The sequence below is a fragment of the Hyphobacterium indicum genome (genome assembly GCF_003129605.1).
GTDB lineage: Bacteria > Pseudomonadota > Alphaproteobacteria > Caulobacterales > Maricaulaceae > Hyphobacterium > Hyphobacterium indicum.
Map to the genome: position 1 here is coordinate 508,883 of NZ_QBDX01000002.1, position 26,976 is coordinate 535,858.

A 26,976-nucleotide genomic window follows, 5' to 3' on the forward strand; every position below is an offset into this window, starting at 1 on the left:
GAAACCAATAATATCAACCGCAGTGGCTATAAACCGAGCTTCTGCCTGAGGATATCATTGACGGCTTTGGGGTTGGCCTTGCCCTGCATCGCCTTCATCACCTGCCCGACAAACCAGCCCAGCGCGCGCGGATTTTTCTCGATCGAGGTCACCTGTTCCGGATTTTCCGCAATCAGCTGGTCCACAACCGATTCGATCGCTCCGGTATCGGTGACCTGCTTCAGGCCACGCTTCTCGACGATTTCCGCCGGATCTCCGCCCTCATCCCACAGGATTTCGAACACATCCTTGGCGATCTTGCCGGAAATGACATCGGTCGAGATCAGATCGACCAGCTTGCCCAGCTGGCCCGCCGAAACCGGGCTCTCGGTAATGCCCAGATCTTCCTTGTTGAGGCGGCCAAACAATTCGTTATTGACCCAGTTGGCGGCGATCTTGGCGTCATGCCCCGCGGCGACAACTTCAAAATAGTCGGCACGATCCTTGTCGGCCGCCAGCACCGAAGCGTCATATTCAGACAGACCGAGTTCGTTGACGAAACGCTTGCGCTTGTCGGCCGGCAATTCCGGCAGTTCCGCCTTGATCTCGTCAATCCGCGCTTGCGGTATTTCCAGCGGCAACAGATCCGGACACGGGAAATAGCGATAATCGTGCGCTTCTTCTTTCGAGCGCATGGACCGTGTCACGCCCTTGTTGGCGTCGAACAGGCGTGTCTGTTGCTGCACAGTCCCGCCTTCTTCCACCAGATCGATCTGACGGCGGGCCTCGTATTCGATCGCCTGCTGGATAAAGCGCATGGAATTGACATTCTTGATCTCGCAGCGCGTCCCGAGATGCTTGAAATCGCCATCCGCACGGAATTTTTCATACTGTCCGGGACGGCAGATGGACACGTTCACATCCGCGCGCATCTGGCCTTTTTCCATATCGCCGCCGCACGTGCCGAGATAGCGCACAATCGTCCGCAGCGTTTTCATATAGGCCGCCGCCTCATCCGGCGTGCGGATATGCGGACGCGACACGATTTCCATCAGCGCCACGCCGGACCGGTTCAGATCCACATAGGTCGCATTCGGATCCAGATCATGAATCGACTTGCCGGCATCCTGTTCCAGGTGCAGGCGTTCGATCCCGACCGTGAACAGCGACCCGTCATCGCGTTCGCACTCGATTTCGCCTTCGCCGACAATCGGAAACTGGAACTGGCTGATCTGGTAACCTTGCGGCAGATCGGGATAGAAATAATTCTTCCGGTCAAAGCGCGAGTATTTGTTGATCTGCGCGTTCAGCCCCAGCCCGGTACGCACGGCCTGTTCCACGCAATAGGCGTTGATCACAGGCAACATGCCCGGCATCGCCGCATCCACGAGGCTGACCTGGGTATTTGGTTCGGCACCATATTCTGTGGCCGACCCGGAAAACAGTTTGGACCGGGACGCGACCTGGGCGTGGACTTCCATCCCGACAACGATTTCCCAGTCGCCCGTGGTCCCTTGCAATACATAACTATGGTCGCTCATTCCTGTTCCTCAGTTTGAGCTGGAGATGTGTCTGAATTCGCCGCCACAACAATCCGCCAGGCCGCTTGCACAAACAGGCCGAAAATCACACCGCCAATGCCGAGGCAGAGAACGATAATTCCGATAATCAAACCGTTCGCAATCTCGATCCGCCCCGTGACCAGCAAGGCCCCGGCCACAGCCATCAGGCCGCCTAAGAAAATCGACGGACGCGCGAGCTTGAGGGCAGGATGCGGGGTCACCACCATTTCTCCGGCGTGTGCGAGAAGCCAGCTGCATCTTCCAGGGCCGCGCCGACCGAGAACATCGTCGCTTCATCCAGCGCCGGCGTGATCACCTGCAATCCCAGTGGCAGGCCGGACGCATCCAGCCCCGCCGGAACAGACATGGCGGGCACCCCGGCAATGTTCGCCGTCACGGTGAAGATGTCATTGAGATACATGGAGATCGGATCCGCTGACTTCGAGCCCAGCTCGAATGCCGCAGATGGAGTTGACGGCGTCAGCAGCGCATCACATTGCGCGAACGCCTGATCAAAGTCCTCGAGAATACGGCGGCGGACTTTCAACGCCTTGAGATAATAGGCGTCATAATATCCGGCCGACAGAACATAGGTGCCCATCAGGATGCGGCGCTGGACTTCATGGCCAAAGCCCTCGCCGCGCGTCTTCTCATAGGTCTCGGTCAGGTCCTGGCCTTCAACCCGCAACCCGTAGCGCATGCCGTCATAGCGCGCGAGGTTGGACGAGGCTTCGGCGGGATTGATGATGTAATAGGTCGGCAGCGCATATTTCGTATGCGGCAAGGAGACATCAACAATTTCGCAACCGGCGGCTTTCAGCCAGTCCACGCCCTGTTGCCACAGTGTCTCGATTTCCGCGGGCATGCCGTCCATGCGGTATTCCTTCGGCACACCGATCCGCTTGCCTTTCACCGAAGCGGCAGCAGCGGCCACGAAATCCGGCACGTCCAGCGGCAAGGAGGTCGATTCTTTCGGATCATGGCCGGACATGGCCTGCATCAAAATGGCGGCATCCTTCACCGTTTTGGCAAACGGGCCCGGATGATCCAGAGAGGAAGCAAAAGCCACCGCGCCCCAGCGCGAGGCCCGGCCATAAGTGGCTTTCACGCCAACTGTGCCGGTAAAGGCCGCCGGCTGGCGGATGGACCCGCCTGTATCCGTGCCAGTGGCCCCGTAGCAGAGATGGGCCGCGACCGCGGCCGCCGACCCGCCGGACGATCCGCCGGGTGTCAGCTTCGCTTCGGATCCCTTTGCGCGCCACGGATTGATGACATTGCCATAATAGGAGGTCTCGTTCGACGAGCCCATCGCGAACTCGTCCATATTCGTCTTCCCGAGGAAAACACCGCCTTCGGCCCAGAGCTTCGACGTGACGGTCGATTCATAGGGCGGTTTGAACCCGTCAAGAATATGCGAACAGGCGGTTGTTGGCACGCCTTCCACCGCGAACAGGTCCTTTACGGCAATCGGCGCGCCTTCGAGCAGCCCGCCCTCACCTTTTGCGAGCTTTTGGTCCGACGCTTCTGCCATGGCCAGCGTCCTGGAGCGGTCAAACGCCGTGAAGGCGTTCAACTCACCCTGCGAGGCTTCAGCCGCGGCCAGAGCAGCCGTTGCCACTTCGGTGGCAGAAATCTCGCGGGCCTTCAGCCTCGCCGTGATCTCGGCAAGCGAAAGGGTCAGAAAATCAGTCATGCCATCGCCCCTTCCGGCTGCAGCCGGCATTCAAAGAAAATATTGTGCGCACTGCTGACTGGATACGCTGCAAATGCGCCGCACGGTTTATACCCAGCCGATTGGTAGAGGCCGATCGCGGCCTTCTGTTGGTCGCCCGTCTCCAGCCGGATCAGGTCGAATCCGGCACGGGCGGCGTGATCATGCGCGGCTTGAAGCAACAACCGGGCTACGCCTTGGCCACGTGCTTCGGCCATTACGAACATCCGCTTGATTTCAGCGAAATCCTCATAGGCCCGGACCGCCACGCAGCCGAGCGCCTTTCCGTCCGCATTACGGGCCAGAAAAAACGTGATCTCCGGACGCGCCAGCGTTTCCGGGCTGAGCGGAAAATTATATTCGGCCGGGTAGATCGATGCCATCTCCGCATCGAGCGCCGCGATCAAAGCGCGCGCGTCATCAGAAAGCGGGTCAGCGGGAGAGACCGTCACCGTCATTATTCGACGCTCTTCGGTACGACGAAGAAGCCTTCTTCAGAGCTCGGCGCATTGGCAAGAACCTTGTCGCGAATACCGCCATCCGTGACAGCATCTTCGCGCTGCGGCAGCGGGAATTTGACGGGTGTCGTCATCGGCTCGACGCCTTCGACATCGACCTCGTTCAACTGCTCGATCCAGTCGAGAATGCCGTTCAGCTCACCGGTCAATGCGGCCAGACGGTCGCTTGGTTCGGCAATGCGGGCCAGCCGCGCAATGCGGCGGACATCGTCTTCGGTGACGGACATGAAATGCGCCCTCTGTCATGGAGTTCATCCAGAAGCGTTCTGACTAGCAACGCCCATGCTGCAGCGCAAGAAAGCTTGACTGAAAACCGCCACAAGCGCACCCAGACAAAATGACAGATGCACCCGATTTTCCGGGCACCGGCCCGCTGCTCGCGCTTGACCCCGGGGAGAAAACCATCGGTATCGCAGTCTGCAATGCCGCCCGTACAGTGGTCACACCGGTCGAAACCATCCGCCGGACAAAATTTACGACCGATGCAAACCGCGTCTTCGAATTGTTCGACGAATTTGGCTGTAGCGGTCTGATCATCGGCCTCCCGGTCAATATGGACGGCTCCATCGGACCCCGCGCCCAGTCGGCGCGCGCGCTCGGCAACAATCTGAAACGTCTTCGTGATTTGCCCATCCGCTTTCAGGATGAGCGATTGTCCTCCGACAAGGCCGAAGACCGCTTGCGCGCAGCCGGCAAGCGCCGCGAGGAGATTGAAAAAGTGATCGATGCCCACGCCGCCGCCGTGATCCTCGAAGATGCCATAGAGGCCTTGAAGGCATGACGACCATTCTCGGTGCACTTTTACCGATTTTCGCGGTCATCGGCGTCGGCTGGGGATTGCGGCGATCCAACCTGATGCCTGCGGAAATGTGGCCGGCCATTTCACGCCTCGCCTATGTCGGCCTGTCGCCTGCCTTGCTCTTCTCCGTGATCTCGCGTGCCGATTTCGACAGCATTACCCTTGCACCTGCCGTCCTGGCAGCCGTTCTGGGATTTATCAGCATGGGCTTGCTGGTGATTGCCCTGAAACCGCTGATCAAGACGGATGGCCCCGCTTTTACCAGCGTCTTCCAGGGCTCGGTGCGCTGGAACGGCCTTGTCATCCTCGCCCTTGCCACCCTGTCCTACGGCCTCGATGGCGAAGTCCTGGTCTCGCTCATCATGGTCGCCACCATCCCCATCGTGAACGTCATGGCGGTGACTGTGCTGACGGTCTGGGGCGCTCACGAGAAAACACCGGACATCAGGGCCGTGCTCTGGCGGATCATCTCCAACCCGCTGATCCTCGGCTGCATTGCCGGCGGCATCGCCAATCTCCTCGGCCTGTTCCAGACCGGCCCGATCGCGGACGTGCTGGCATTGATGGGCCGCGCGGCCCTTCCTCTCATCCTGCTGGCGGTCGGTGCGGGACTGGATTTCACCGCGCTGAATGCCCGGCGCGGCCTTCTGGCGCTGACCGCGTTTAACAAGCTGATCATCGCGCCGCTGATATTCGGCGGCATTGCCTGGGCGCTCGGCGTGCGCGGCGAAGCATTTGCGATTGTGGTTCTGGTCGGCGCCTCACCGGGGGCCGCCTCGGCCTATGTTCTGGCCCAGCAGCTCGGCGGTGACCGGCGGCTTTCCGCGGGGGATGTCACCGCAACGACGCTGCTCTCTTTTATCACGCTTCCGGTGGCCGTCTGGATCGCCACGCAGGTGGGTTAACGGTTCAGGGCCTTCATAAAACTCCGTCTTCCTCAGGCTTGCCTGCCCTCGCGAAAGCGGGGGGCCGGAGGACCTCAGAGATCCTCCGATTAAATCGGAGGATGACGGAATTAAGAAGCTCAAAGGCATATCGTCTCGCCCTCGCGGGCAATGCGGTACCCCCGCTCCAGCACCTCCAGCGTTTCCGCACTGTCCTCGAACCGGATCGGATTGGTGTGATTGTAATGGATGAAGCGAATCCGCTGACGGATCTCGTCCGGATAATCCTGGAACAGATCCATTGTTTCGGTGACGCGCGGATGCGGAATGGCGCTCATATCCCGGCCGGGCAATTCATTGTCATCAAAGAAGGTCGCATCGACATAGATGACATCGTTTTCCATCACGACATCCTCGATGTGTATTCCCTGCTCCGCCCATTCCTCCCAGCTGTCGATATCCGGAATGAAGACCACGGACAGCTCCAGTCCTTCAATCCGGAAGCCGGCCGTCTCGGCATATTCGCGGCGGTGCGGCACATCCCAGGCAGAAACGGCAAGGTGCGGCGTCAATTCGACCGGCGCACCCGGCGCCATGACCTGCAAATCGATATTCTCGTATCGGACCAACTGATCCCACGGTCCATTGGTCGACAGGAATTCTGCCATTAATGGCAGGGTATGAACCGGCACCTCTGATGCACTCATGGATTCAAAGCCGAGGAACATCAAACCGGTATAATGGCCGATATGCGCATGGGTCAGAAAAACGCCATCCGGCGCGCCTTCGGTTCCCGCCATCTCGTTCAAATCGTGCAATTGCTCACGAAAATCCGGCGTCGCTTCGAACATGTACCGCGTTCCAGCCTCATGATCGATCAGGCCCAGCGACACCACGCGGCGGCGCAAACGCGCATCCTCCCAGGCCAGATCGTCCTGCACATTGACTTGCGGCGTGCCGCCATCCTGCGACACGCCAAGAACGACGAGTTCAACAGAGCATTGGGCAGGCGAAGCCGCCTGTATTGCCGCCGCAAGAATTGTAAGCATTCAATCCACTCCCACCGTCTGGCTGCGATATTCCATCAGTGCGACATCGCGCCATTGTCCGGCCATCGGACCAAAGGTCATTTTGCCCAGGGCCTTGCGGACCCCCACCATGCGGTAGCCGCACGCCTCGTGCAATCGGATGGAAGCCGTGTTCTCGACAAATATCCCTGCATTCAGCGTCCAGATGCCTGCCGCCTCCGCCGCTGCGACAAAGGCCAAAAGCAGGCGCTTGCCGACACCCTGCCCGCGCGCTTGAGCGCTGACATAGACGGTACCTTCTGCCACCCCGCCATAGACGCAACGGTCCGATACGCCCGACGCCGCTGCCCAGCCGACAACATCGCCGGCTTGTTCCGCAACCAGTCGCGGTGCGTTCAATCGTTTCCGGTCAAAACCGGCCCAATCCGGCGGCTCCGACTCGAATGTGGCATGCCCGGTCGCAATTCCCTCACCGTATATCTCCAGCACAGCGGACGCATCGCTCACCTGCATCTCCCGGATAATCATGACCTTCTCCACATGCGCCTGACGCTCACGACTTGCCGTTAATCAACTCTCACCCTATACCGCCCGAAATCAGCTGGGAATTCACATGGGCCGCGCTGACTTCAGTTATGACTTTCCTCATGACCGTCTGATCACGGTCGATGACCTCAATCCATTGGACATCCAGATCCTGTTTGATCGCGCCGATCACTGGCTCGCGATCAATCAATCGCCGGACAAGAAGCACGACGCGCTCCGCGGACTGACGCAGATCAATCTGTTTTTCGAGCCTTCGACCCGGACCCTTGCTTCCTTCGAGCTCGCCGGCAAACGCCTTGGCGCGGATGTCGTCAATTTCTCCGCCGCCAATTCCTCGACGAAAAAGGGCGAAACCCTTGCCGACACGGCCCGCACGCTCGCCGCCATGCGGCCGGACCTGATCGTGGTGCGCCATGAGACGTCGGGCGCCGCGGACTTCATCCACCGCGAAACCGGCATAGCAACCGTCAATGCCGGCGACGGCATGCATTCCCACCCCACACAGGGCTTGCTGGATCTGTTCGCGCTCACTCGCCGCATCGGCGATGTTGGCGGCAAGCGTGTGTTGATTGTCGGCGATATCCTCCACAGCCGCGTCGCCCGCTCCGATGTCGGCATGCTGAACTTGCTCGGTGCCGAAATCCGCCTCTGTGCACCGCCAACGCTGCTCCCAACTGATGTGGATCGCTGGGGCGCGGAAATCTTCCATGACCTCGACGACGCGCTCGATGGCTGTGATGCGGTGATCACGCTGCGCCTGCAGAAGGAGCGCATGAGCGGCGCCCTGATCCCGTCCACCCGCGAGTATTTTCACTTCTGGGGGGTGACCTCGCGCCGGTTGGAGCTTGCTCATCCCGATTGTGTGGTCATGCATCCCGGGCCGATGAACCGCAATGTCGAGATTGAAAGCATGCTGGCAGATGACGGCAATCGCAGCCTCATCCTCGATCAGGTCGAAGCCGGAGTTGCTATCCGCATGGCTGTACTCGAACAACTGGGACAGCGCGCCCGCAAGAATACGAGACCGGGTCTATGAGCGCCATCACGATCCGCAATGCCCGCGTCGTCGATCCGGCCAGTGGCCGCGACGAACTGGCCAGCCTGCGCGTTGAAAACGGCCTGATTGCGGAGATCGGCGAGGGCATTGCGCAGGATGAGGATCACATTATTGACGCCGGTGGCGCGATCCTCGCGCCGGCCCTCATCGATCTGCGCACCGCCATCGAACCGGCTTTCACACCCGGCGGTGAGACGCTTGACAGCCTCGCCCGTGCCGCCGTTACGAGCGGCATAGGAACAATGGTGATATCCCCCACCCGCGACATGCCGATGGATCAGCCGGAGGCCATTACCAGCCTGCGCGCAGCGGCCCTGCCGCTTCCGGTCCGGGCCCTGTTCTGCGGTGGGGCAACCATGGGCCTTGCAGGAGAAACACTCTCCGAACTCGGGCTGATGGCGGCCTGCGGAGCAGCATTCGTTTCGCAAGGCGATTGCCCCATTACCGATACCGTCACCTTGCGGAACCTGCTCAGCTACGCATCGGGCTTCGAGCTCTGGGTGGCTTGTCCACCGCGCGATTCCGGTCTCTCCCGGCAAACCGTTGCCACCGAAAGCGAGGCGGCTGCCCGTCTCGGGCTCGCGACCGAGCCGGCCGTTTCCGAGCGCATGGCGATTGACCGCGATGCTTCCCTGGCCGAGTTGACCGGCGCGCGCCTGATGATTGACCGCGTCTCGACACGTGATGGGGTTGAGGCCATTTCCCGCGCCCGTAAACGCGGAATCGAGATTTGCGCCACGGCATCCATCGCCAGTCTTGTTCTGAATGCCGTCGATGCAGACGGCCTTGATCCCGCCTTCCGGCTGTCACCCCCTTTACGTCACGAGGAGGATCGCCAAGCGCTTGTCGCCGCTATTGAAAACGGGATCATCAACGCTGTGGTCTCCGACCATCGTCCCATGGACCTGGACCGGAAAGCCCAGCCTTTCTCAGATGCCGCATCGGGCTCGATCTCTATTGAAACCCTTCTGGCGGCGATGCTGGGCCTGGTGCATGAGGAAGAGCTGGATCTGGTCTCCGCCTTGCGCCCCCTGACGATCGGCCCGGCCGAATTGCTGGGACTGCCGCAGGGCCGTCTTGAAACCGGTGCCCCGGCCGACCTGGTATTGATTGACGGCGATGCGCCCTGGGTTTTCGACGCCGGAAACAGCGTTTCGGCGCGCCGCAATTCCGCCTGGCACAACCGGCGCTTTCAAGGCCGGGTCTTGATGACAATGGTCGATGGGGGCATTGTATACAACCTGAAAGGGTAATTTGATGACCGGTTGGGAAATAATCGCAATTACGATCGCCGCCATTGGCGGCTATTTTCTGGGGTCCATTCCCTTCGGTCTGGTGCTGACCCGGATCGCCGGTCTGGGCGATATCCGCGAGATCGGTTCGAACAACATCGGTGCCACAAATGTCCTGCGTACAGGCCGCAAGGATCTGGCCGCTGCAACGCTTGTGCTCGACGCTGCAAAGGCCGGGATCGCAGCCCTGATCTTCAGCGCGCTGTTCGGCACAACCGAAGGCCTTGTCGCCGGTGGCGCGGCCTTTCTGGGCCATTGTTTTCCGGTCTGGCTGGGGTTCAAGGGTGGCAAGGGCGTTGCCACCTTCTACGGAACGCTGTTTGCCGTGGCCTGGCCGGTCGCAATACTGACCGCGCTCACCTGGATCGGCATGGCACTGATGGCGCGGATTTCATCCCTTAGCGCCCTGGTGGCCGCCGCCACTGCACCGCTCATCGCCTATGCCTTCGGGCGGCAGGACGTCGCCCTGCTCTGTCTGTTTCTGGCGCTCCTCATTTTCTGGCGGCATCGCCCGAATATCACTCGCCTTCTGGCCGGCGAAGAGCCAGCCATCGGCGCAAAGAAGTCGTGAAGCGCTGTGAACTCACCCACAGCGAGCGCATCGATTGGCTCCGCCTTGCCCGCACACCGCAAGTTGGTCCGGTCACTTTCACCAAACTGATTGAACGATATGCCTCACCCGCCGAGGCTCTCGAATCCCTGCCCGGACTGGCCGCCAAGGGCGGACGCGTCAAAGCCTTGAACATCGTCAGCCGTGATGAGGCCGAGGCCGAATTGACCGCCACAGAGGATTTCGGGGCGCGCGTGCTGATGGCGTGCGAACCGGACTATCCGTCATTGCTGGCTGTGCTCGATCCGCCGCCGCCAGTGATCTCAGTTCAAGGCGTTCTGGACCCCGATGCAGCACCCTGCTGCGCACTCGTCGGCTCCCGCAACGCCTCGGCCATCGGCGTCCGTTTCGCGCGCGACCTTGCCAGAGAACTCGGACTTGCCGGGATCACGATCATCTCAGGCCTGGCGCGCGGAATAGATGGCGCAGCTCACGCGGGCGCTATCGAAACCGGAACCATTGCCGTGCTGGCCAGCGGGCTTGATCATATATACCCGCCCGAGCACGCAGACCTGCATCATGACATCGCACGCCGCGGGCTTCTGGTGACAGAATCGCCGTTGGGCGCGGTGCCAACCGCCCGCGATTTTCCCCGCCGTAACCGGCTGATCTCGGGCCTTTCGCTAGGCACGGTCGTCATTGAGGCTGCGATGCGCTCCGGCTCATTGATCACCGCTCGGCTGGCCGCCGAACAGGGGCGCGAAGTCATGGCCACACCGGGCTCCCCGCTGGATCCACGCGCCAAGGGCAGCAACCGCTTGATCCGAGAAGGCGCAGCGCTGATCGAGAGCGCGGATGATGTGCTGGATATATTGCGTCAGGCCAAGCGGCCGGTCGCGGCGGAATCTGAATCGCCCGAATATGAATCCGGGTTGGATGACGAACCCGATGCAGACGTCCGCGCTCGTGTTGCGGACCTGCTTTCCCCCTCACCGGTAAGTATTGACGAGCTCGTACGCCAATCCGGTGCCCGCGCGGGCGAGGTTCACGGCGTGCTTATCGAACTGGAACTGGCAGGGCGGGCGACGGTTTTGCCCGGGGGGCAGGTCCAGTTGCGCTATGCCGATGATCAGGATTGATGACGATCGGACTCCATCGCCAGTAACGGGATTGCCGCCTCGATCAGCTCGCCGGAGCGATTCAACCCTGCCTGACGGGACAAGACGGCCAGTTCACTCAGCATTTCAGCGACAAAATCTGCTGCCTGTTGGGGCGGCAAGGCCTCGCACTCACTTACCGATTGCGATTTCATGGAACTCCCCAGATCTCGCTAAAGGCGAATATATTGCGTAAGCGACTTATAATTGCAAGCTCAAGTGGTGTGTTGACACGTCTGTTAGCCTCCATCAGTTTCCGCCGCCATTTACCGGGCTATCTTCCCGGCCAGAATTATCCGGAAGTGATTGAATGAACGTCGTTGTCGTCGAATCGCCTGCCAAAGCCAAAACCATCGGGAAATATCTGGGGAAGGACTTTGAGGTCTTTGCCAGCTTCGGCCATGTCCGCGATTTGCCGCCAAAGGACGGATCGGTAAAACCGGACGAGGATTTTGCGATGAGCTGGGAAGTTGATGCCCAGTCGCAAAAACGCGTTAAAGCCATTGCCGATGCGGTCAGGAATGCCGACCGTCTGGTTCTGGCAACCGACCCGGACCGGGAAGGCGAAGCCATTTCCTGGCATTTACTGGAAGCGCTGACAAAGCGCCGCGTCCTGAAGGGCGTCGAAGTCCAGCGCGTCGCGTTCAATGCCATTACCAAGACGGCCATTCTCGAAGCCATGAAACATCCTCGCGCGGTCGACATGGAGCTGGTCGAAGCCTATCTCGCCCGCCGCGCGCTCGACTATCTGGTCGGCTTTACCCTTTCGCCCGTATTATGGCGCAAGCTGCCGGGCGCACGTTCTGCCGGACGTGTGCAGTCGGTTGCTCTGCGGATCGTCTGCGACCGCGAACTGGAAATCGAAAAATTCCGCACCGAAGAATACTGGACCGTCGATGCCGATCTGGTCTCGGGTGGCAGCCAGCCTTTCCGCGCGCGCCTGGTCCAGTTTGATGGCAAAAAACTCACAAAGCTGTCCATCAACGACCGCGCCACAGCAACAGCGGCGGCCGAAGCCATCAAGGCAGCCCAACTGACAATCTCGGCGGTCGAGGCCAAGCCCGCAAAGCGCAATCCGCCGCCGCCTTTCACAACTTCAACGCTGCAGCAGGAAGCCTCACGCAAGCTGGGCTTCAATGCACAGCGCACCATGCGGACGGCGCAGAAACTCTATGAAGGCGTGAATATCGGCGGGGAGACCGTCGGGCTCATCACCTATATGCGGACCGATGGTGTTGATATGGCGGCAGAAGCCATCACCCAGGTCCGCGATGTCATCAGTGCCCGCTATGGCAAGCTGTATTCGCCCGGCAGCCCACGTATTTACAAATCCAAACAGCGCAATGCGCAGGAAGCGCACGAAGCGATCCGCCCGACCAGCTTCTCGCGGGCACCGGAAGACCTGCGCCTTGATGAGGATCAGCGCCGGCTTTACGAGCTGATCTGGAAACGCGCCGTCGCCAGCCAGATGGAAAGCGCGCGTTTCGAGCGCACGACAATCGATATCGAGGCGGCCGGCAGAAAGCTCGCGCTTCGGGCAAACGGTTCGGTCCTGCTGTTTGACGGATTTCTGACGCTTTATCAGGAAGGCCGCGATGATGAGGACGAGGAAGGCGAAACACGCCTGCCGAAAGTGACCAATGGCGCCTCTGCAGAGGCAAAGAAAACGCATGCGGATCAGCACTTTACCCAGCCCCCGCCGCGCTATACGGAAGCTTCCCTGGTCAAGCGCCTTGAAGAGCTGGGCATCGGCCGGCCATCGACCTATGCCTCCACGCTTTCGGTCCTGCGCGAACGCGAATATGTCCGCATGGACAAGAACCGCTTCATTCCCGAAGACAAGGGCCGCGTCGTCACCGCTTTCCTTGAGAAGTTCTTCGAGCGTTATGTGGAATATGATTTCACGGCAGGGCTTGAGGATCAGCTTGACCGGGTCTCCCGCGGCGACCTCGACTGGAAAGCCCTGCTGCGTGAATTCTGGACCGAGTTTTCCGGTGACGTCGAGAAAATAGGCGATCTGCGGATTGGCGAAGTGCTCGAGGCCCTGAATGACGCCTTGGCACCACATATCTTCCCCGAGAAGGAAGACGGGACTGACCCCCGCCTCTGCCCGTCCTGCAACAAGGGCCGGCTCTCTATCCGTCTTGGCAAATTCGGAGCTTTTCTGGGCTGCGATAATTATCCCGACTGCAAATTCACACGGCCTCTGGGCGCGACGGAAGACAACGGTGCCGTTGAGGGCGATGGCGCCCTCGGTGAGGATCCGGATAGCGGCGAAACCGTCTATCTGAAAGATGGCCGCTTTGGCCCATACGTCGAACTGGCACTGCCGGGTGAAGAAAAGCCGAAACGCTCCTCTATCCCCAAAGGCTGGGCAAAGGACGAGTTGACACTCGAAAGCGCACTCAAACTGCTGTCCCTGCCCCGCACGGTCGGCGCGCACCCGGAAGATGGCGAAATCATCGAAGCAGGGCTGGGCCGCTATGGCCCGTTTGTGAAACATGGCCGCCTGTATGCGAACCTGCCGAATATCGAAGAAGTCTTCGAAATCGGTCTCAATCGGGCCGTCACCGTGCTCGCTGAAAAGAAGGCCACGCGCGGCGCGCCTCAGGCACTCAAAGAACTGGGCGAGCATGAAGGCGAACCGGTAAGGGTTATGAGCGGCCGTTATGGTCCCTATATCAAATTCAAGAAAATCAATGCGACCCTGCCCAAGGATGCTGATCCGGAAACCATTGATCTGGAAACAGCGATGAAACTGGTCGCGGAAAAGGAAGCCAAGGGCGGCAAGAAGGCGGGGGCCCGCAAAGCGCCCGCGAAGAAGAAACCGGCGGCGAAGAAGAAAGCGCCGGCAAAGAAAAAGGCGGCAGCGAAGAAAGCGTGAGTGGTAAAGACAAATCCGAAATAACCGGATTGACGCGCGAAGCGCTGATCGAAGCCATAAGGCTGGGCCGCGGTGAATTTGGAAAACGCGAAATCGCACGCGCGCTCCGCCTGAAAGGCGATGACAAGATTGCGCTTAAATTTGTGCTCCGCGAAATGCTGGACGAAGGTCTTATCCGCAAGGAGGGCCGCAACGCCTTTGCCCTGACCGAAGCTCTTCCCAGCGTCATGGTTGTCGTCATTCATGATCGTGACACTGATGGCGAACTGCTCGCCCGGCCTGATAAATCGCGAGATAATCCGCCCGTCATCCGCCTGGCGCCCGGTGAAGGCGCAGGCGGCAGAGGCAGCGCAGCGCTTGGTGTGGGGGACCGGGCGTTGGTTCGCCTGGTCCAGGAAGAGGATGGCAACTATGAGGCCCGGCTCATCCGCAAGCTGGGCCAGAGCGCACACAAGGTTTTGTGCGTGCTCTCAAAGGGCAAGGGCGCGCCGCGTCTCAAACCGGTGGACCGGCGCAGCCGCCACGAATTGGTCCCTGCCAAGGGCGAAGCGGAAAAAGCGAAAGATGGCGACCTCGTGCTGTGCCGAATCGCAAAGGAACATCGCCACGGCTTGAAAACCGCGATTATCGAAGAGGTGGTTGGTGATGTGAATTCGCCTGGTGCGGGGAGTCTGATCGCCCTGCATTCCCATGGCATCGAGACCGGATTCAAGGACGAGGAGCTGGCCGAGATCGCCAGACTCGAACCCGTCACCATGGGCGATCGGACGGATCTGCGCAGTGTGCCTCTGATCACCATCGATCCCGAAGATGCGCGTGACCATGATGACGCCGTCTGGGCCGCAGCCGATGACAACGCCAAAAATCCAGGCGGTTGGGTGGTGCTCGTCGCCATTGCCGATGTCTCCGCTTATGTGACAGCAGGTTCGGCCCTCGACAGGGGTGCGCTGCGCCGGGGCAATTCCACCTATCTTCCGGACCGCGTCGTTCCCATGCTGCCCGAGCGCCTGTCGAATGATCTGTGTTCGCTGCGCGAAAAAGAGGAACGCCCGTGCCTGGCGGTCCGTATGGTCTTCGACAAGGACGGTAACAAGCGGTCACACACTTTCATTCGCGGCTGGATGCGGTCCGCCGCCAAGCTGGCCTATGGCGAGGCACAAGATGCCATAGATGGACGCGACAGCCCGAAGGGTGAGCCGCTTCTCGAAGATGTGTTGAAACCGCTCTGGGGCGCCTACAGGGCTCTTTCGGCCGCACGCGAACGCCGGGGGGCGCTGGAAATCGACGCACCGGAGCGCAGAGTGCGCGTCGGCGAGGATGGCAAGGTATTAGGCATAGAGGTCCGCGAGCGCTTTGATGCCCACAGGCTGATCGAGGAATGCATGATCCAGGCGAATGTCTGTGCTGCGGAAACACTGGAACAGAAAGGCCGGCCGCTGATCTACCGGGCGCATGAACCCCCCAGCCTCGAAAAAATGGATGCCCTCGCCGACTTCCTGCAGACCATTGATATGAAATGGTCGCGTGGCGAACCGCCCCGTCCCGACCGGTTCAACCGCCTGCTCGAACAGGCCAAGGACGGCGACCACTACGAGACGGTAAATGAGGTCGTGCTGCGCTCGCAGTCACAGGCCGTCTATTCCACAGAAAATCCGGGGCATTACGGTCTGAACCTGCGCCGATACGCCCACTTTACGTCGCCGATCCGCCGCTATGCCGACCTGACAGTCCACCGCGCTCTTATTCGCGCCTGCAAGCTGGGCAAGGATGGCCAGACCGACTCCGAAGCCAGCCAGCTCGACGCGATCGCCGAGGATATCACGGCTCTGGAACGCCGCGCCATGGCCGCCGAAAGAGACGCCACCGACCGCTATATCGCCCTTTACCTGGCGGAAAGGGTCGGCACCGAATTCGACGGCCGCATCACCGGCGTGACCCGTTTCGGCCTGTTTGTGCGACTGCAGGAAACCGGGGCCGACGGTCTTGTTCCGATCAGCCGTCTGGGCGACGAACGTTTCATTCATGACGAAGCGCTGCATGCTCTGATCGGACAGCATTCCCGCGACATGTACCGGCTGGGACGATCTGTGACGGTGCGTCTCGAGGAGGCCACACCGGTGACCGGCGGCCTCCTGTTCGAGATGCTCACACCGCCGGAAAAAGGCCCGCGGCAGTCACCGCGCGGCCGTGGAAAGCCCCAGGGCCGGCCGCAATCGACCTTCAAGCGTCAGCCACGCAAGAAGGGCCGCCGCAGATGACGGCAAAGTCCGGGCTGTCGCTCAGGCCAAAACTGGCCGGAACGCTGATCCTCACGCGCCAGTCCAAGCGCGGCCGGGAAATCCTTATGGGCAAGCGCTCGACGCGTCATGTTTTCATGCCTGAACAATATGTTTTTCCCGGGGGCCGGGTCGATCGCGCCGACAGCTATGCTCCCCTTGCCGGGATGATGGAAGGCGAGGATCTGGCCTGCATGTGCCGGGTCATGTCCGAGAGGCGTGCCCGTGCGGCAGCGGCTGCCGCCATCCGCGAAACCGCCGAAGAGGCAGGATATCTTGTCGGCTGCGAGGGGAGGATCACATCACGCCATCCCAACTGGACCGCATTTCGCAAATCGAGCCTCCAGCCGGATGCGCGTCCGCTTCGCCTGATCGCCCGCGCCATAACCCCGCCTCGCCGCGTCCGCCGCTTCGACGCCTGGTTCTTCCACGCCGATGCTGACGAAGCGGTTGCCGGCATCGTCAAACGCGAATCTGACGAGCTCACCGATGTCCGGTGGGTGACGCGCGAGGAAGCCGAAGCTCTGCCCTTGCCGCATGTGACACGCTTTGTACTGGGCGAGCTGGACCGGCGGCTGCAGCAGCCCGCATCGCGGCCGCGTCATATCCGAGAATTGGCAAGACGGATGCAGATTGATCCGTTATAGCCGCGGGCGATGTTTTCCGAATGGCTTCTCCACGAGCGGCATGGCCGCCTTCGATCGCTCATAGCCGCGATCATTTGCGCATCGCTTTGCGGCTGCGGATTCACACTTCTCATGCCGGTCATGGCCCTCAATCTGGAAACGATGACAGGCTCGGGCCTGATCGTAGGATTGAACGGCGCTGCTGCTGCGCTATCCACAATCGCCGCGACGCCCTTCATTCCACGATTGCTGTCACGTTATGCCGGACGGTCACTGATTATCGGCAGCCTTGCATTCACCGCCCTCTGCATTCCGCTTTTTCCACTGTTTCCGGATGTGATCGTCTGGTTTGCCCTGCGCTTTGCCATGGGGCTCAGCATCACCATCATCTTTGTCTCGTCCGAGACATGGATCAACCAGATTGCGCCGGCAGAGAAACGCGCCACCATTCTCGGTCTTTATGCCACAGCGCTGGCATCCGGCTTCGGCGCAGGCGGGTTATTGCTGGCAGTTTTGGGATCGACCGGCCCCGACCCATGGATTGCAGGGTTCTGCCTGTTTTCGATCGGCACACTGCCCATCATTCTTCTCCGGGGGCCGGGCATTGAACAGCCCGACGCCGAATCCGCCAGTTTCAAAGCCATGATCCGTGCCGCAGGATATGCGCCGGCCGCTATCGGAGCCGGATTGTTATTCGGTGCCACCGAGACCATCTTTTTCTCGCTCTTCCCGGTTTATGGCGAACGCATTGGCCTGCTGGATTCATCCATCGGATTCATGATGGCCGCCGGCGCGCTCGGCGGTATCGCACTTCAGACACCGCTTGGCCGCCTTGCCGACCATGCCGGCCGGCTTCGCATCACGGTATTGGCGACTCTCGTCTGTATTGTCGGACCCGGTCTTATCTTCCTGGCGGGAGCCAATACTCTGGCCTTATACGCCGTGATGTTTGCCTATGTCGGCACGGCAACCGGCATGTACACACTGGGTCTCGCCATGATCGGCGAGCGGTTTGATGGCGGATCCATGGCAGCGGCAAACGCCGCTTTTGTGATGGCCTATGGTGTCGGGTCCCTTGTGGGACCTGCCGCAGGTGGCGTTGGTATGGACGCCATGAATCCGCAAGGCGTGCTGATCGTGACCAGTGGTATCGCCGTCATCTACCTGGTGTTCCTGGCAGTGCGGCAAATACAGCGAAGACCCGCTTGACACTTTGCGGAGCGTGCGTATGTTCCGCGCCTCTTGCGACCGGGCTTTTCCGGCGTGACAGTCATGTGCATCAGGGAATTTCGTCATGGCCAAGCCGACAACCATCAAGATCCGTCTGAACTCCACGGCGGGAACCGGCTATTTCTACGTGACCAAGAAAAATGCCCGGACCATGACCGAGAAAATGGTCGTCCGGAAATATGATCCGGTCGTCAAAAAACACGTCGAATTCAAAGAAGGCAAAATCAAGTAGTCTTGCGACTCTTGTGCTTTCAGGCCGCCTGACTGGCCTTCTGATCTGTCATCACGCAGTTACGGCCCGCCGCCTTGGCGCGGTAGAGCGCATCATCCGCGCAGCGTAGCACCGTATCGACATCATCTCCCGGCTGGATTTCAGCAACGCCTATTGAAACCGTAACAGCAAGCACACCGCTGTCGCCCGGCAATCTGAACGGCGTATCCGCAATCGCGGCCCGCAAACGTTCGGCGCCGGCCTTGGCTTCGGTCAGCGGCGCATCCGGCATCAGGATCACAAATTCCTCACCGCCATAACGCGCCGCCAGATCGACCGCCCGCAAACGCGCCTTCAGCCGTTCGGAAAACTCGCGCAGGATAAAATCTCCCGCCTCGTGGCCGTAAGTGTCATTGACGCGTTTGAAGTGATCCAGGTCTGCGATCACAACAGATGCGGTCGTATCACCAGAGGCCACAATCTCTGCAACCTGTTGCAGGCGTGAGGAGATATAGCGCCGGTTGTGCAGGCCGGTCAGCGGATCTGTGACCGCCATCTCCAGACTGTCTTCCAGGCGCTCGCGCAGTGTGTCCGCATAGCGCTTGCGCCGAAGCTGCGTCCATATCCGGGCATTCAGCTCCCCCCGGTCAACCGGGCGGTGAACAATATCATTCACGCCGAGGTCGAGCGCACGGACCGAGCGGCTGACCTCGTCAGGGTCCACAATGGCCAGGATTGGTATTTGCCGGGTCTCGGAATTGGCCCGGATACGCGCGCAGACACGCAAGGCATCAAATGCCTTTGTCGTGAGGTCGATCAGTATCAGGTCATACCCGTCAGCTGACCGGGTAATCGCCCTGGCCGGATCAATTTCCACATCGGCATTCGTCTGTGGCGGCAGCTTGCTGGCGAGATGGCTGGCGATCCGGTCTTCTCCGGCAACGAGCAGGATGTTCACGTCCTGTAGCGCTTCCGATTCGGCATCAACCGGTGCCAGCCCGCGCTCCTCGGCCTTTTCCTCGCGCAGCCGTAATTCGTCGAGCAGGACTTTCAGGCGTAGCAAGGAACGAATGCGGGCAAACAGCGGCAGATTATCCACCGGCTTGGTCAGGAAATCGTCCGCACCGGCCTCCAGCCCGCGAACGCGGTCGTCGGGCTGATCCAGCGCTGTGACCATTACAACCGGAATATGGCGCGTCCGGCGATCGGATTTGAGGCGGCGGCAGGTTTCAAAACCGTCCATACCGGGCATCATGATATCCAGTAGGATAACGTCGGGTTGCTGCGCAATGGCGCAATCAATCGCGGATTGGCCACTAAAGGCCGTCACAACATCAAAATACTCCGCCCTCAGCTTGGCTTCGAGCAGTCTGACATTGGCTTCCTGGTCATCAACAACGAGGACCCTGGCGCTCATGCCGCCTCCTCGCCGAGAAAGCCCCTGATGGTGTCGATGAAAACAGAAATACTGATCGGCTTGGACATATAGGCTTCACAGCCGCCCTCGCGAATACGCTCCTCATCACCCTTCATGGCAAATGCAGTCACAGCGATCACGGGAATCGACGACAGCTCATCATCGTCCTTCAGCCATTTGGTGACTTCAAGCCCGGAGACTTCGGGCAGCTGGATATCCATGAGGATGAGGTCAGGCGAATGTTCCCGTGCCAGATCCAGCGCATTCAGACCATTATTCGTGCCAACGGTCTCGTAGCCATGCGCTTCGAGCAGATCGGAAAAGAGCTTCATGTTGAGCTCGTTGTCCTCGACGATGAGAACCTTTTTGGGCATGACCTGAAGCATGACGCCGCCGCATTCCCGTAGCTTGGGCGCGTCATTGCGCACCCGGTTTCACCCCGCGATGATTAGAGCAGATGATCCTTAATCAAGGATGAGTCGGCGCCGAACTTTTCTCCCTTTCTGGAACAAGATAAGAACGGCAATGTTAACCATAACCCGGACTGGGGCGGAAGCATGTTTCGAATCGGAGTGGATCTGGGCGGCACCAAAACCGAAGTCGCCATTATCGATTCGGTCGGCCACACACGCTATTCCAGACGCGAAGCGACGCCGGAACATTATGAATCAAAAATCCGGCTGATCACGCATCTGGTCGGTTTGGCTGAAAAATCTGTGGAAAGTGATTCGCTCCCTGTTGGCGTCGGCCATCCCGGATCGCTCAATCCGGTCTCGGGTCTGATGCGCAACTCAAACTCGGCCGCACTCAATGGACGCGCACTCGACAAGGACCTTGAAGCGGCGCTGGGCCGCCCTGTGCGGTGCGCCAATGATGCCAACTGCTTTGCCCTCTCTGAATCGGTGGATGGTGCAGGCAAGAGCGCAAAATCAGTATTTGGCGTCATCCTTGGAACCGGCGTCGGCGGCGGACTGGTTGTCGATAGCCGGATACATGAAGGCCATGGCCTGCTGGGAGGCGAATGGGGTCATACCTCCCTGCCCTGGCCCTCGATTGGGGAGGTGCCCGGCCCCGACTGCAAATGCGGCCTTAGCGGCTGTGTCGAAAGCTGGATCTCCGGACCGGCTTTTGCGGCCGATCACACACGCGAAACCGGCAGAACCTTAACGGCTGACCAGATTGTAACCAATGCCGAAGCGGGCGAAGCCGACGCCAAAGCCGCGCTCGACCGGTTTCAGGACCGCCTGGCGCGCGGACTGGCGACCGTGATCAATATCGTTGATCCGGAAGTGATCGTTTTGGGTGGCGGTCTGTCAAACATCCCGCTGCTCGCAGAGGAAACCGCACGCCGCCTGCCCGGATATGTCTTCAGCGACCGGATGACGACGCGCATCGTCAGGAATCTGCATGGCGACAGCTCCGGTGTTCGCGGTGCCGCCTGGCTCTGGCCACTGTCATGAGCACCCTGCCGGGATATTGCCGGGCCTGTCAGACACCGCTGGAGCAAAGCGACACCTGCCCGGCCTGCGGCGCGCGGCGGCCACTGCGTCATCCGGAGCTGAACGCATTATCGATCGCCCATATCGACTGTGACGCCTTCTATGCGGCGATTGAAAAGCGTGACGACCCCTCCCTGGAAGACAGGCCCGTCATTATCGGCGGGGGAAAGCGGGGCGTGGTCTCGACGGCTTGTTACGTGGCCCGGCTTTACGGCGTCAGGTCGGCCATGCCGATGTTCAAGGCCCTGAAAGCCTGCCCCGATGCCGTCGTGATCCGTCCGCGGATGGATGTCTATGCCGAAGAGGGCGACCGTATCCGAAAGATGATGCAGGACGTCACGCCGGTTGTTGAACCTCTCTCCATCGACGAGGCTTTTCTCGATCTGACCGGCACACAGCGCCTCCACCATGCACCACCGGCACTGACCCTGCTGCGTTTGCAAAAGCGCATCCATCAGGAAGTCGGCATTACGGTATCGGTCGGCCTCTCCTATAACAAATTCCTCGCCAAGACGGCCTCTGACATGGACAAGCCAAACGGGTTTTTCGTTCTGGGCCGTTCGGAAGCTCCGGATTTTCTCAAGACCCGGCCAACCCGGGCCGTTTTCGGTGTAGGGCCGGTCTTCGCAGCCAGGCTGGAAAAGGACGGCATCAAAACACTGGCCGATGTCATCCGGGTCGGAGAGAAGACCATGGCCGCCCGCTATGGCGATGGCGGCTACCGGCTCGCAAAGCTTGCCACGGGCGAGGATTACCGCACGGTCACCCCGGACCGCGAACGCAAGAGCGTGTCGTCAGAAACCACATTCTTCGATGATATCAGCGACCTGAAGGAGCTGGAATCCCGACTCTGGCGGCAATGTGTTCGGGTCGCAGACATGGCAAAGCAGAAAAACGTTTCAGGCTATGTCGTGACATTGAAACTGCGCACACAGGATTTCAAAATCATCACACGCCGCCGCACACTGCCCGATGCCACACAGCTTGCTGACACCCTGTTCCGGGTTGGACAGGAGCTTCTGAAACCGGAGGCGAACGGCCGCAAATTCCGCCTCATTGGTATCGGCATCTCCAGTCTCGTCGATGGCAGTATGGACGCCCTGGATTTGCTGGACCCGGATGGGCCGAGGCGCGCAGCAGCCGAACGGGCGATGGACAAGGCCCGCGCAAAATTCGGTGACGCTGCCATCATGAAAGGCCGCGTATTCAAACCGAAATGACGGACCTCTTGCAGTGACACAGGCAGCGCGCTAGGCGATTAGAAGAACAGGAGAGTATTATGTCCGAGGCAGAAAAACGTCTGGCGGATCTGGGGCTGAAACTGCCACAGGCCGCAGCACCCGTGGCCAATTACGTGCCCTATGTGCGTTCCGGCAATCAGCTTTTTGTTTCCGGCCAGATATCTTTTGGTCCCGATGGGCTGGTCACCGGCCGCCTGGGCGAAACCATGAATGTTGAACAGGGTCAGTCCGCGGCGCGCCTGTGCGCACTCAATCTGATTGCCCAGCTCAAGGATGCCCTGGATGGTGATCTCGACCGTCTTGTAAGGGTAGTGAAACTCGGCGGATTTGTCTGCGCAACGCCCGAATTCGAAGCCATCCCGAAAGTCATCAACGGGGCTTCCGATCTGATGGTCGAGGCATTCGGAGACGCCGGACGTCATGCCCGCTCCGCCGTTTCCTGCCCCGTGCTTCCGCTGGGTGCCGCGGTGGAAATCGACGCCGTTTTCGAGATTGCCTAGCGCATCAGGCGGGCCTGCAATTTGCCAATGGCGACAAAAACAATACCTGTCAGCACGAAGGTGAAGATCAGGCCAGCAAGTTGCACCGCAACGCCGCCATATCCCAGATCATTCACATCCAGAAACGGATAGGGGTAAAACCCGGTGATCGACCCCTTGATCAGGGTGTAGGCAGTATAGACCACCGGATAGACCTGCCAGGAGATGACCTGCGCAAACCGCGCCGAGCGCGCGCCGGACAGAAAAAGCCAGTCAAGGAACACGGCCAGCGGCACAATCGTGTGCAGGAGGTGATTGGCATACCATTCAAGGCCTTGCGGATCGTGAATGGACGCCAGCAAGACGTGATAGATGACCCCCACCAGCACAATATAGCCGGTCACGGCGGTACGGATGCTGTCTTTCTGGAAAAATTGCCCCATTGCAGTCTGTGGCCAAAGGGCGGCGGCGCCCCAGCCCGCTGCGACAAGGCAATTGGTCATGATCGTGAAATAGCTGAAATAACGCAGCGTCGCGATGGCCACGCCGTCATCCGTACCACTCATAAAGGTCACGTACTGAATCAGGACAGCCACCAGTGCCGTCAGGGCAACCGTACCGCGGATCACCCGTATCATGCCGTCATCCCGCCACAGACCTTCAGCGTCGTGCCGTTGATGTAGGACGCTTCGTCACTGGCAAGGAAAGCCACCGCATTGGCCACTTCATCGGCTTCGCCATAACGGCCCAGCGGCACCATCATTTTCTGCAATTCGGCGGTTTGGCCATCCGCCGGATTCATGTCGGTATCAATCGGACCCGGCTGAATGACATTGGCCCGTATGCCTTTGCGGCCGAATTCGCGGCCCGCAGCGCGAGTAATCAGTTCGGCAGCCGCTTTCGAGGATGAATAGACCCCGACACCCGCCATCTGGGCCGAATCTCCAGCCACCGACCCGATGGTCACGATGGAGGAACCCGGCTTCATCACCTGATAGGCCGCGCGCAGGCCTTCGAAGACAGCCGTCACATTGATCGCCAGCATTTCATCCCAGGTCTCGTCCGTGCATTTCGACAGCGAGGTCAACGGATAAACGCCGGAATTGTTGACCAGCACATCCAGCCGTCCGTATCGCTCTGCCACATCGGCCACCAGTTTCGCCGTCTCGCCACGTTTCGAGGCATCGCAATGCACCGCTTCGGCTTTCCGGCCCATGGCGCGGATCTCTTCGGCAACCGCTTCGGCCTTGTCCTTCGAGCCGCCATAGGTCAGCACAATGTCCGCGCCTTCAGACGCCAGCCGGCGGGCAATAGCGGCCCCGATTCCGCGGGATCCGCCCGTGACCAGAGCGACCTTGCCTTCAAATCGTGATGTCATGTTTGTATCCCTCCCGGTTTTGTACAGACATAGCCCGCCACCCGCCTTTCCCCAATGCCAAATTGCGCCTATCTCCAGATGCGATGACCGGGATCCGTTTTCGCTCAATTTCCAGCCTGTCCGATGTGGAGAGATCTGCCTGGGATGCGGCGGCTAATCCGGTCGGCGTGGAATACGATCCCTTCCTGTCCTGGGACTTCCTGCAGGCCCTGGAAGAAAGCGGCAGCGCCACCACGGAAACGGGCTGGCAGGGCGTTCACCTGATTGCTGAAGATGAAGGCGGCGCGCTCGTCGGCACCCTGCCCGGCTACGCCAAATCCCACTCCTATGGCGAATATGTCTTCGATCATGCCTGGGCCGACGCCTGGGAGCGGGCCGGCGGGCGGTATTATCCCAAACTCCTCAGCGCCGTGCCGTTCACACCGGTCACTGGCCGGCGTCTGTTGTCGTCTGAGGCGAATGTCCGCGAGGGACTGGCACGGGCCGCCATGTCGATCACCGAGCAGAATGGCCTGCCGGTCTGGTCGATGAATTTCCCGGCGGCAGACGACCGGGAAATGGCTGAACGTCTCGGTCTCCTGCACCGCGTGGACCGGCAATATATCTGGGAAAATGCGGGCTATCAGACCTATGATGAATTCCTTGGCGATATGGCCTCGCGAAAACGCAAGGCGCTGAAGAAGGAACGCGCTGCCGCCAATGCCAACATCGAGATCGTGGGTCTGACCGGCGATGATCTGCGGCCCGAGCACTGGGACGTCTTCTTTGCCTGTTATCAGGACACCGGTGCCCGCAAATGGGGAACGCCCTACCTCAACCGCGAATTCTTCGATCTGATCCATCAGCGCATGGCCGACAAGGTCTGGATGGCGATGGCCAGACAGGACGGCCGCTTTGTCGCCAGCGCACTCAATTTCATTGGGTCAGACGCGCTTTACGGCCGCTATTGGGGATGCCTCGCCGACGCCCCCTTCCTGCATTTCGAGCTCTGCTATCACCGGGCCATCGATTTCGCGATTGAACGCGGCCTGTCGCGCGTGGAAGCCGGCGCCCAGGGCGAGCACAAGCTGGCGCGGGGTTATCGTCCGCGCGCGGTCCATTCGGTGCATTACATTCCCGATGAAAATTTCCGGCGCGCGGTGGCAGACTATCTCGACTATGAGCGCGGGGCCGTGCTCGCCGACATCGAGGCGCAACAGGCGGAATTGCCTTTCAAGCAGGAATGACTCTTGTTAGGCATGAATGCCAAAGCTGCTGAATGGAATGAATACCATGAGCCTGTCCGGCACATATGACGACCAGAACATCTTCGCGAAAATCATTTCGGGGGACGCCCCGGCGATCAAGATTTTCGAGGATGACGTCGCCGTGGCCTTCATGGACATTTTTCCGCAATCGCCGGGTCATTGCCTCGTTGTGCCGAAAGAGCCCGCGCGTAATCTGCTCGACCTGTCAGACGACATGGCCGCCGCCGCAATCCAGCGCGTGAAGGCCCTGGCAAAAGCGGTCGAAACGGCCCTCGAACCGGATGGCATTGTGGTGACGCAATTCAATGGCGCGCCCGCCGGGCAGACCGTGTTTCATATCCACTTTCACGTCATTCCGCGCTGGGAAGGCGAGCCACTTGGCCGCCATGGCGGCGGACAAGCGGATATGGACGAGCTGAAAGCCCAGGCCGACAAGATCAAAGCCGCCCTCGCCTGACCTCAGACATGCGGGCTCCACATCATCGACCACGCACCGAACACGCCGAGTGCTGTCGCTGCAGTTGCCGCGAGCATCACGCCGGACGTGGCCAGCTTGATGCCGCCTGACCGGCTGTCACTGGCGAGGAAATAAAGCTCAAGCACGGCCAGTGGCAAAAGATAGCTGCCAAAAGCAATGAAGATATCGAAGGGCCCGTCCAGCGAACGGCTCATACCGGCCCCGCCCGTCAATATCGCCCAAGCCATATATCCGAGGCGCGTGAACCAGACGCCACTGAGCAGTATGAAGGTCCGCATCGCCCAACGCCGGTGCCGATCGATCTTGCGCCGCTTGGCGAAGTAGAAGGCAACAGCGATCGTCACCAGGGCCATAAGCCCGTTGATCGTTGTGCCCCAGCCGCCAATTTCGGTCAGGCGCGAACCGCGCCCCCAGATCATCCAGATACCGCCAATGGCCATAAAGGCGCCGACTGTCAGATAGGTCCGGCCGGTCCATCTGTGCAGGGCCGGGAACCGCTTCCGCACCGGCGGCATCAATTGCATTGTTCCGCCAATACAGATGACCGCGGTCAGCAAGGTGTGCGAGATAAAGGCCAGATTGCCGATCAGATCATCGACGGTAAACCCCTGTATCAGGCCGGTTTCATCCCAACGCTCCCAGCTGCCCGACAGCGTTTCTGGCGCATAGGCAGCGATCACATAATAGGCAAACAGCCATTGCCCGATCACGGCGACGAGGAACCAGAGCAGTCCGGTGGTTTTAAGGACGGTGTGCGCATTCAACGCGCGGCGCGCGGGAGGCGCGAATGTATCGACCATAATGAATATTCCTTCTTGTCGTGCCAGCCTTTGTTGGCCGGTCATGAAAAAGGAATGAATGATCGGGCGGGCACCGGCTCGCCGATTCAGAAATCGGCGAAAGAAAATCACAAACTTGCATATCGGT

29 protein-coding genes are annotated in these 26,976 nt (G+C 60.1%); 16 read left to right on the forward strand and 13 right to left on the reverse strand.

The features are described from left to right. Window positions 1-26: 26 nt before the first annotated feature. The 5 genes from gatB to gatC are packed head-to-tail and all read right to left on the reverse strand — an operon-like array spanning window position 27 to window position 3,997. A complete protein-coding gene (gene gatB / locus DBR16_RS06810; protein WP_109260487.1) occupies window positions 27-1,520 on the reverse strand; it encodes an Asp-tRNA(Asn)/Glu-tRNA(Gln) amidotransferase subunit GatB in 1,494 nt (497 codons plus the stop codon). Beyond that, the gene (locus tag DBR16_RS06815) at window positions 1,517-1,762 is read right to left on the reverse strand and encodes a hypothetical protein (protein WP_125184521.1); all 246 of its coding nucleotides are present in this window, start codon (window positions 1,760-1,762) and stop codon (window positions 1,517-1,519) included. The genes gatB and DBR16_RS06815 overlap by 4 nt, the downstream gene beginning before the upstream one ends. Next, window positions 1,759-3,234: an Asp-tRNA(Asn)/Glu-tRNA(Gln) amidotransferase subunit GatA gene (gene gatA, locus DBR16_RS06820; RefSeq protein ID WP_109260489.1), complete on the reverse strand. Its 1,476-nt coding sequence runs from the start codon at window positions 3,232-3,234 to the stop codon at window positions 1,759-1,761. The genes DBR16_RS06815 and gatA overlap by 4 nt, the downstream gene beginning before the upstream one ends. Beyond that, window positions 3,231-3,659: a GNAT family N-acetyltransferase gene (locus tag DBR16_RS06825; RefSeq protein ID WP_161539432.1), complete on the reverse strand. Its 429-nt coding sequence runs from the start codon at window positions 3,657-3,659 to the stop codon at window positions 3,231-3,233. Before DBR16_RS06825 ends, gatA begins: the two co-directional genes overlap by 4 nt. Before the next feature lie 50 nt (window positions 3,660-3,709). Beyond that, the gene (gene gatC / locus DBR16_RS06830) at window positions 3,710-3,997 is read right to left on the reverse strand and encodes an Asp-tRNA(Asn)/Glu-tRNA(Gln) amidotransferase subunit GatC (protein ID WP_109260491.1); all 288 of its coding nucleotides are present in this window, start codon (window positions 3,995-3,997) and stop codon (window positions 3,710-3,712) included. A 110-nt stretch (window positions 3,998-4,107) separates the two neighbouring features. On the opposite strand from gatC, the gene ruvX reads away from it, so the two are divergent. Both ruvX and DBR16_RS06840 read left to right on the forward strand, forming a co-directional pair. Further along, complete coding sequence (gene ruvX / locus DBR16_RS06835; protein ID WP_109260492.1) at window positions 4,108-4,551, forward strand: Holliday junction resolvase RuvX; 444 nt, start codon at window positions 4,108-4,110, stop codon at window positions 4,549-4,551. Then, a complete protein-coding gene (locus DBR16_RS06840; RefSeq protein WP_109260493.1) occupies window positions 4,548-5,474 on the forward strand; it encodes an AEC family transporter in 927 nt (308 codons plus the stop codon). Before ruvX ends, DBR16_RS06840 begins: the two co-directional genes overlap by 4 nt. Before the next feature lie 119 nt (window positions 5,475-5,593). On the opposite strand, the gene DBR16_RS06845 is transcribed toward DBR16_RS06840, so the two are convergent. After that, window positions 5,594-6,502, reverse strand: coding sequence for an MBL fold metallo-hydrolase (locus DBR16_RS06845; RefSeq protein ID WP_109260494.1), 909 nt, complete (start codon window positions 6,500-6,502; stop codon window positions 5,594-5,596). Beyond that, window positions 6,503-7,009 (reverse strand): GNAT family N-acetyltransferase, encoded by a 507-nt coding sequence (locus tag DBR16_RS06850; protein ID WP_109260495.1) that lies wholly within the window; start codon window positions 7,007-7,009, stop codon window positions 6,503-6,505. An 85-nt stretch (window positions 7,010-7,094) separates the two neighbouring features. On the opposite strand from DBR16_RS06850, the gene DBR16_RS06855 reads away from it, so the two are divergent. From DBR16_RS06855 to dprA, 4 genes are read left to right on the forward strand one after another with little or no spacing between them, the layout of a single operon-like run. Beyond that, the gene (locus DBR16_RS06855) at window positions 7,095-8,063 is read left to right on the forward strand and encodes an aspartate carbamoyltransferase catalytic subunit (protein WP_109260496.1); all 969 of its coding nucleotides are present in this window, start codon (window positions 7,095-7,097) and stop codon (window positions 8,061-8,063) included. Then, entirely contained in the window at window positions 8,060-9,337 is a 1,278-nt protein-coding gene (locus DBR16_RS06860; protein WP_109260497.1) for a dihydroorotase, read from the forward strand. The genes DBR16_RS06855 and DBR16_RS06860 overlap by 4 nt, the downstream gene beginning before the upstream one ends. A gap of 4 nt (window positions 9,338-9,341) precedes the next feature. Next, a complete protein-coding gene (plsY, locus tag DBR16_RS06865) occupies window positions 9,342-9,947 on the forward strand; it encodes a glycerol-3-phosphate 1-O-acyltransferase PlsY (protein WP_109260498.1) in 606 nt (201 codons plus the stop codon). Beyond that, window positions 9,944-11,065, forward strand: a complete 1,122-nt coding sequence (dprA, locus tag DBR16_RS06870; protein ID WP_109260499.1) for a DNA-processing protein DprA — start codon at window positions 9,944-9,946, stop codon at window positions 11,063-11,065. The genes plsY and dprA overlap by 4 nt, the downstream gene beginning before the upstream one ends. Here the strand turns inward: dprA and DBR16_RS06875 are convergent. Then, on the reverse strand, window positions 11,056-11,238 hold the full coding sequence (locus DBR16_RS06875; protein WP_109260500.1) for a hypothetical protein: 183 nt from the start codon (window positions 11,236-11,238) through the stop codon (window positions 11,056-11,058). The two genes, dprA and DBR16_RS06875, sit on opposite strands and share 10 nt — an antisense overlap. Before the next feature lie 155 nt (window positions 11,239-11,393). Between DBR16_RS06875 and topA the strand changes: the two genes are divergently transcribed. The 5 genes from topA to rpmG all read left to right on the forward strand — a co-directional run bounded on the left by topA (window position 11,394) and on the right by rpmG (window position 18,331). Then, entirely contained in the window at window positions 11,394-13,967 is a 2,574-nt protein-coding gene (gene topA / locus DBR16_RS06880) for a type I DNA topoisomerase (protein WP_109260501.1), read from the forward strand. Beyond that, window positions 13,964-16,225: a ribonuclease R gene (gene rnr, locus DBR16_RS06885; RefSeq protein ID WP_109260502.1), complete on the forward strand. Its 2,262-nt coding sequence runs from the start codon at window positions 13,964-13,966 to the stop codon at window positions 16,223-16,225. The genes topA and rnr overlap by 4 nt, the downstream gene beginning before the upstream one ends. Beyond that, window positions 16,222-16,890, forward strand: coding sequence for an NUDIX domain-containing protein (locus DBR16_RS06890; protein WP_109260503.1), 669 nt, complete (start codon window positions 16,222-16,224; stop codon window positions 16,888-16,890). Before rnr ends, DBR16_RS06890 begins: the two co-directional genes overlap by 4 nt. A 9-nt stretch (window positions 16,891-16,899) precedes the next feature. After that, complete coding sequence (locus DBR16_RS06895) at window positions 16,900-18,078, forward strand: MFS transporter (protein WP_109260504.1); 1,179 nt, start codon at window positions 16,900-16,902, stop codon at window positions 18,076-18,078. A gap of 85 nt (window positions 18,079-18,163) precedes the next feature. Beyond that, window positions 18,164-18,331 (forward strand): 50S ribosomal protein L33, encoded by a 168-nt coding sequence (rpmG, locus tag DBR16_RS06900; protein WP_109260505.1) that lies wholly within the window; start codon window positions 18,164-18,166, stop codon window positions 18,329-18,331. Window positions 18,332-18,350: 19 nt separating this feature from the next. Here the strand turns inward: rpmG and DBR16_RS06905 are convergent, their stop codons facing one another. Both DBR16_RS06905 and DBR16_RS06910 read right to left on the reverse strand, forming a co-directional pair. Beyond that, on the reverse strand, window positions 18,351-19,727 hold the full coding sequence (locus DBR16_RS06905) for a PleD family two-component system response regulator (RefSeq protein ID WP_109260506.1): 1,377 nt from the start codon (window positions 19,725-19,727) through the stop codon (window positions 18,351-18,353). Continuing rightward, a complete protein-coding gene (locus tag DBR16_RS06910; RefSeq protein WP_109260577.1) occupies window positions 19,724-20,101 on the reverse strand; it encodes a response regulator in 378 nt (125 codons plus the stop codon). The genes DBR16_RS06905 and DBR16_RS06910 overlap by 4 nt, the downstream gene beginning before the upstream one ends. A 183-nt stretch (window positions 20,102-20,284) precedes the next feature. On the opposite strand from DBR16_RS06910, the gene DBR16_RS06915 reads away from it, so the two are divergent. Genes DBR16_RS06915 through DBR16_RS06925 form a run of 3 tightly spaced genes read left to right on the forward strand, consistent with a single transcriptional unit; the run spans window position 20,285 to window position 22,967 of the window. After that, the gene (locus tag DBR16_RS06915) at window positions 20,285-21,187 is read left to right on the forward strand and encodes an ROK family protein (RefSeq protein ID WP_109260507.1); all 903 of its coding nucleotides are present in this window, start codon (window positions 20,285-20,287) and stop codon (window positions 21,185-21,187) included. Continuing rightward, on the forward strand, window positions 21,184-22,446 hold the full coding sequence (locus DBR16_RS06920) for a DNA polymerase IV (protein WP_109260508.1): 1,263 nt from the start codon (window positions 21,184-21,186) through the stop codon (window positions 22,444-22,446). Before DBR16_RS06915 ends, DBR16_RS06920 begins: the two co-directional genes overlap by 4 nt. A 59-nt stretch (window positions 22,447-22,505) precedes the next feature. After that, window positions 22,506-22,967: a RidA family protein gene (locus DBR16_RS06925; protein WP_109260509.1), complete on the forward strand. Its 462-nt coding sequence runs from the start codon at window positions 22,506-22,508 to the stop codon at window positions 22,965-22,967. Here the strand turns inward: DBR16_RS06925 and DBR16_RS06930 are convergent. Together DBR16_RS06930 and DBR16_RS06935 are read right to left on the reverse strand one after the other, a co-directional pair. Continuing rightward, a complete protein-coding gene (locus DBR16_RS06930; protein ID WP_109260510.1) occupies window positions 22,964-23,584 on the reverse strand; it encodes a Pr6Pr family membrane protein in 621 nt (206 codons plus the stop codon). The genes DBR16_RS06925 and DBR16_RS06930 overlap by 4 nt on opposite strands. Beyond that, window positions 23,581-24,324 carry an SDR family NAD(P)-dependent oxidoreductase gene (locus DBR16_RS06935; RefSeq protein WP_109260511.1) on the reverse strand — a complete coding sequence of 248 codons (744 nt, stop codon included), beginning with the start codon at window positions 24,322-24,324 and terminating at the stop codon, window positions 23,581-23,583. The genes DBR16_RS06930 and DBR16_RS06935 overlap by 4 nt, the downstream gene beginning before the upstream one ends. An 83-nt stretch (window positions 24,325-24,407) precedes the next feature. Here DBR16_RS06935 and DBR16_RS06940 point away from each other — a divergent pair, with 83 nt between their 5' ends. Together DBR16_RS06940 and DBR16_RS06945 are read left to right on the forward strand one after the other, a co-directional pair. Continuing rightward, a complete protein-coding gene (locus tag DBR16_RS06940) occupies window positions 24,408-25,550 on the forward strand; it encodes a GNAT family N-acetyltransferase (RefSeq protein WP_109260512.1) in 1,143 nt (380 codons plus the stop codon). 46 nt (window positions 25,551-25,596) lie between these two features. After that, entirely contained in the window at window positions 25,597-26,028 is a 432-nt protein-coding gene (locus DBR16_RS06945) for an HIT family protein (RefSeq protein WP_109260578.1), read from the forward strand. Window positions 26,029-26,030: 2 nt separating this feature from the next. Here DBR16_RS06945 and DBR16_RS06950 read toward each other — a convergent pair whose 3' ends face one another. After that, window positions 26,031-26,849, reverse strand: coding sequence for a DUF2306 domain-containing protein (locus DBR16_RS06950; protein WP_109260513.1), 819 nt, complete (start codon window positions 26,847-26,849; stop codon window positions 26,031-26,033). Between the last annotated feature and the right edge of the window lie 127 nt (window positions 26,850-26,976).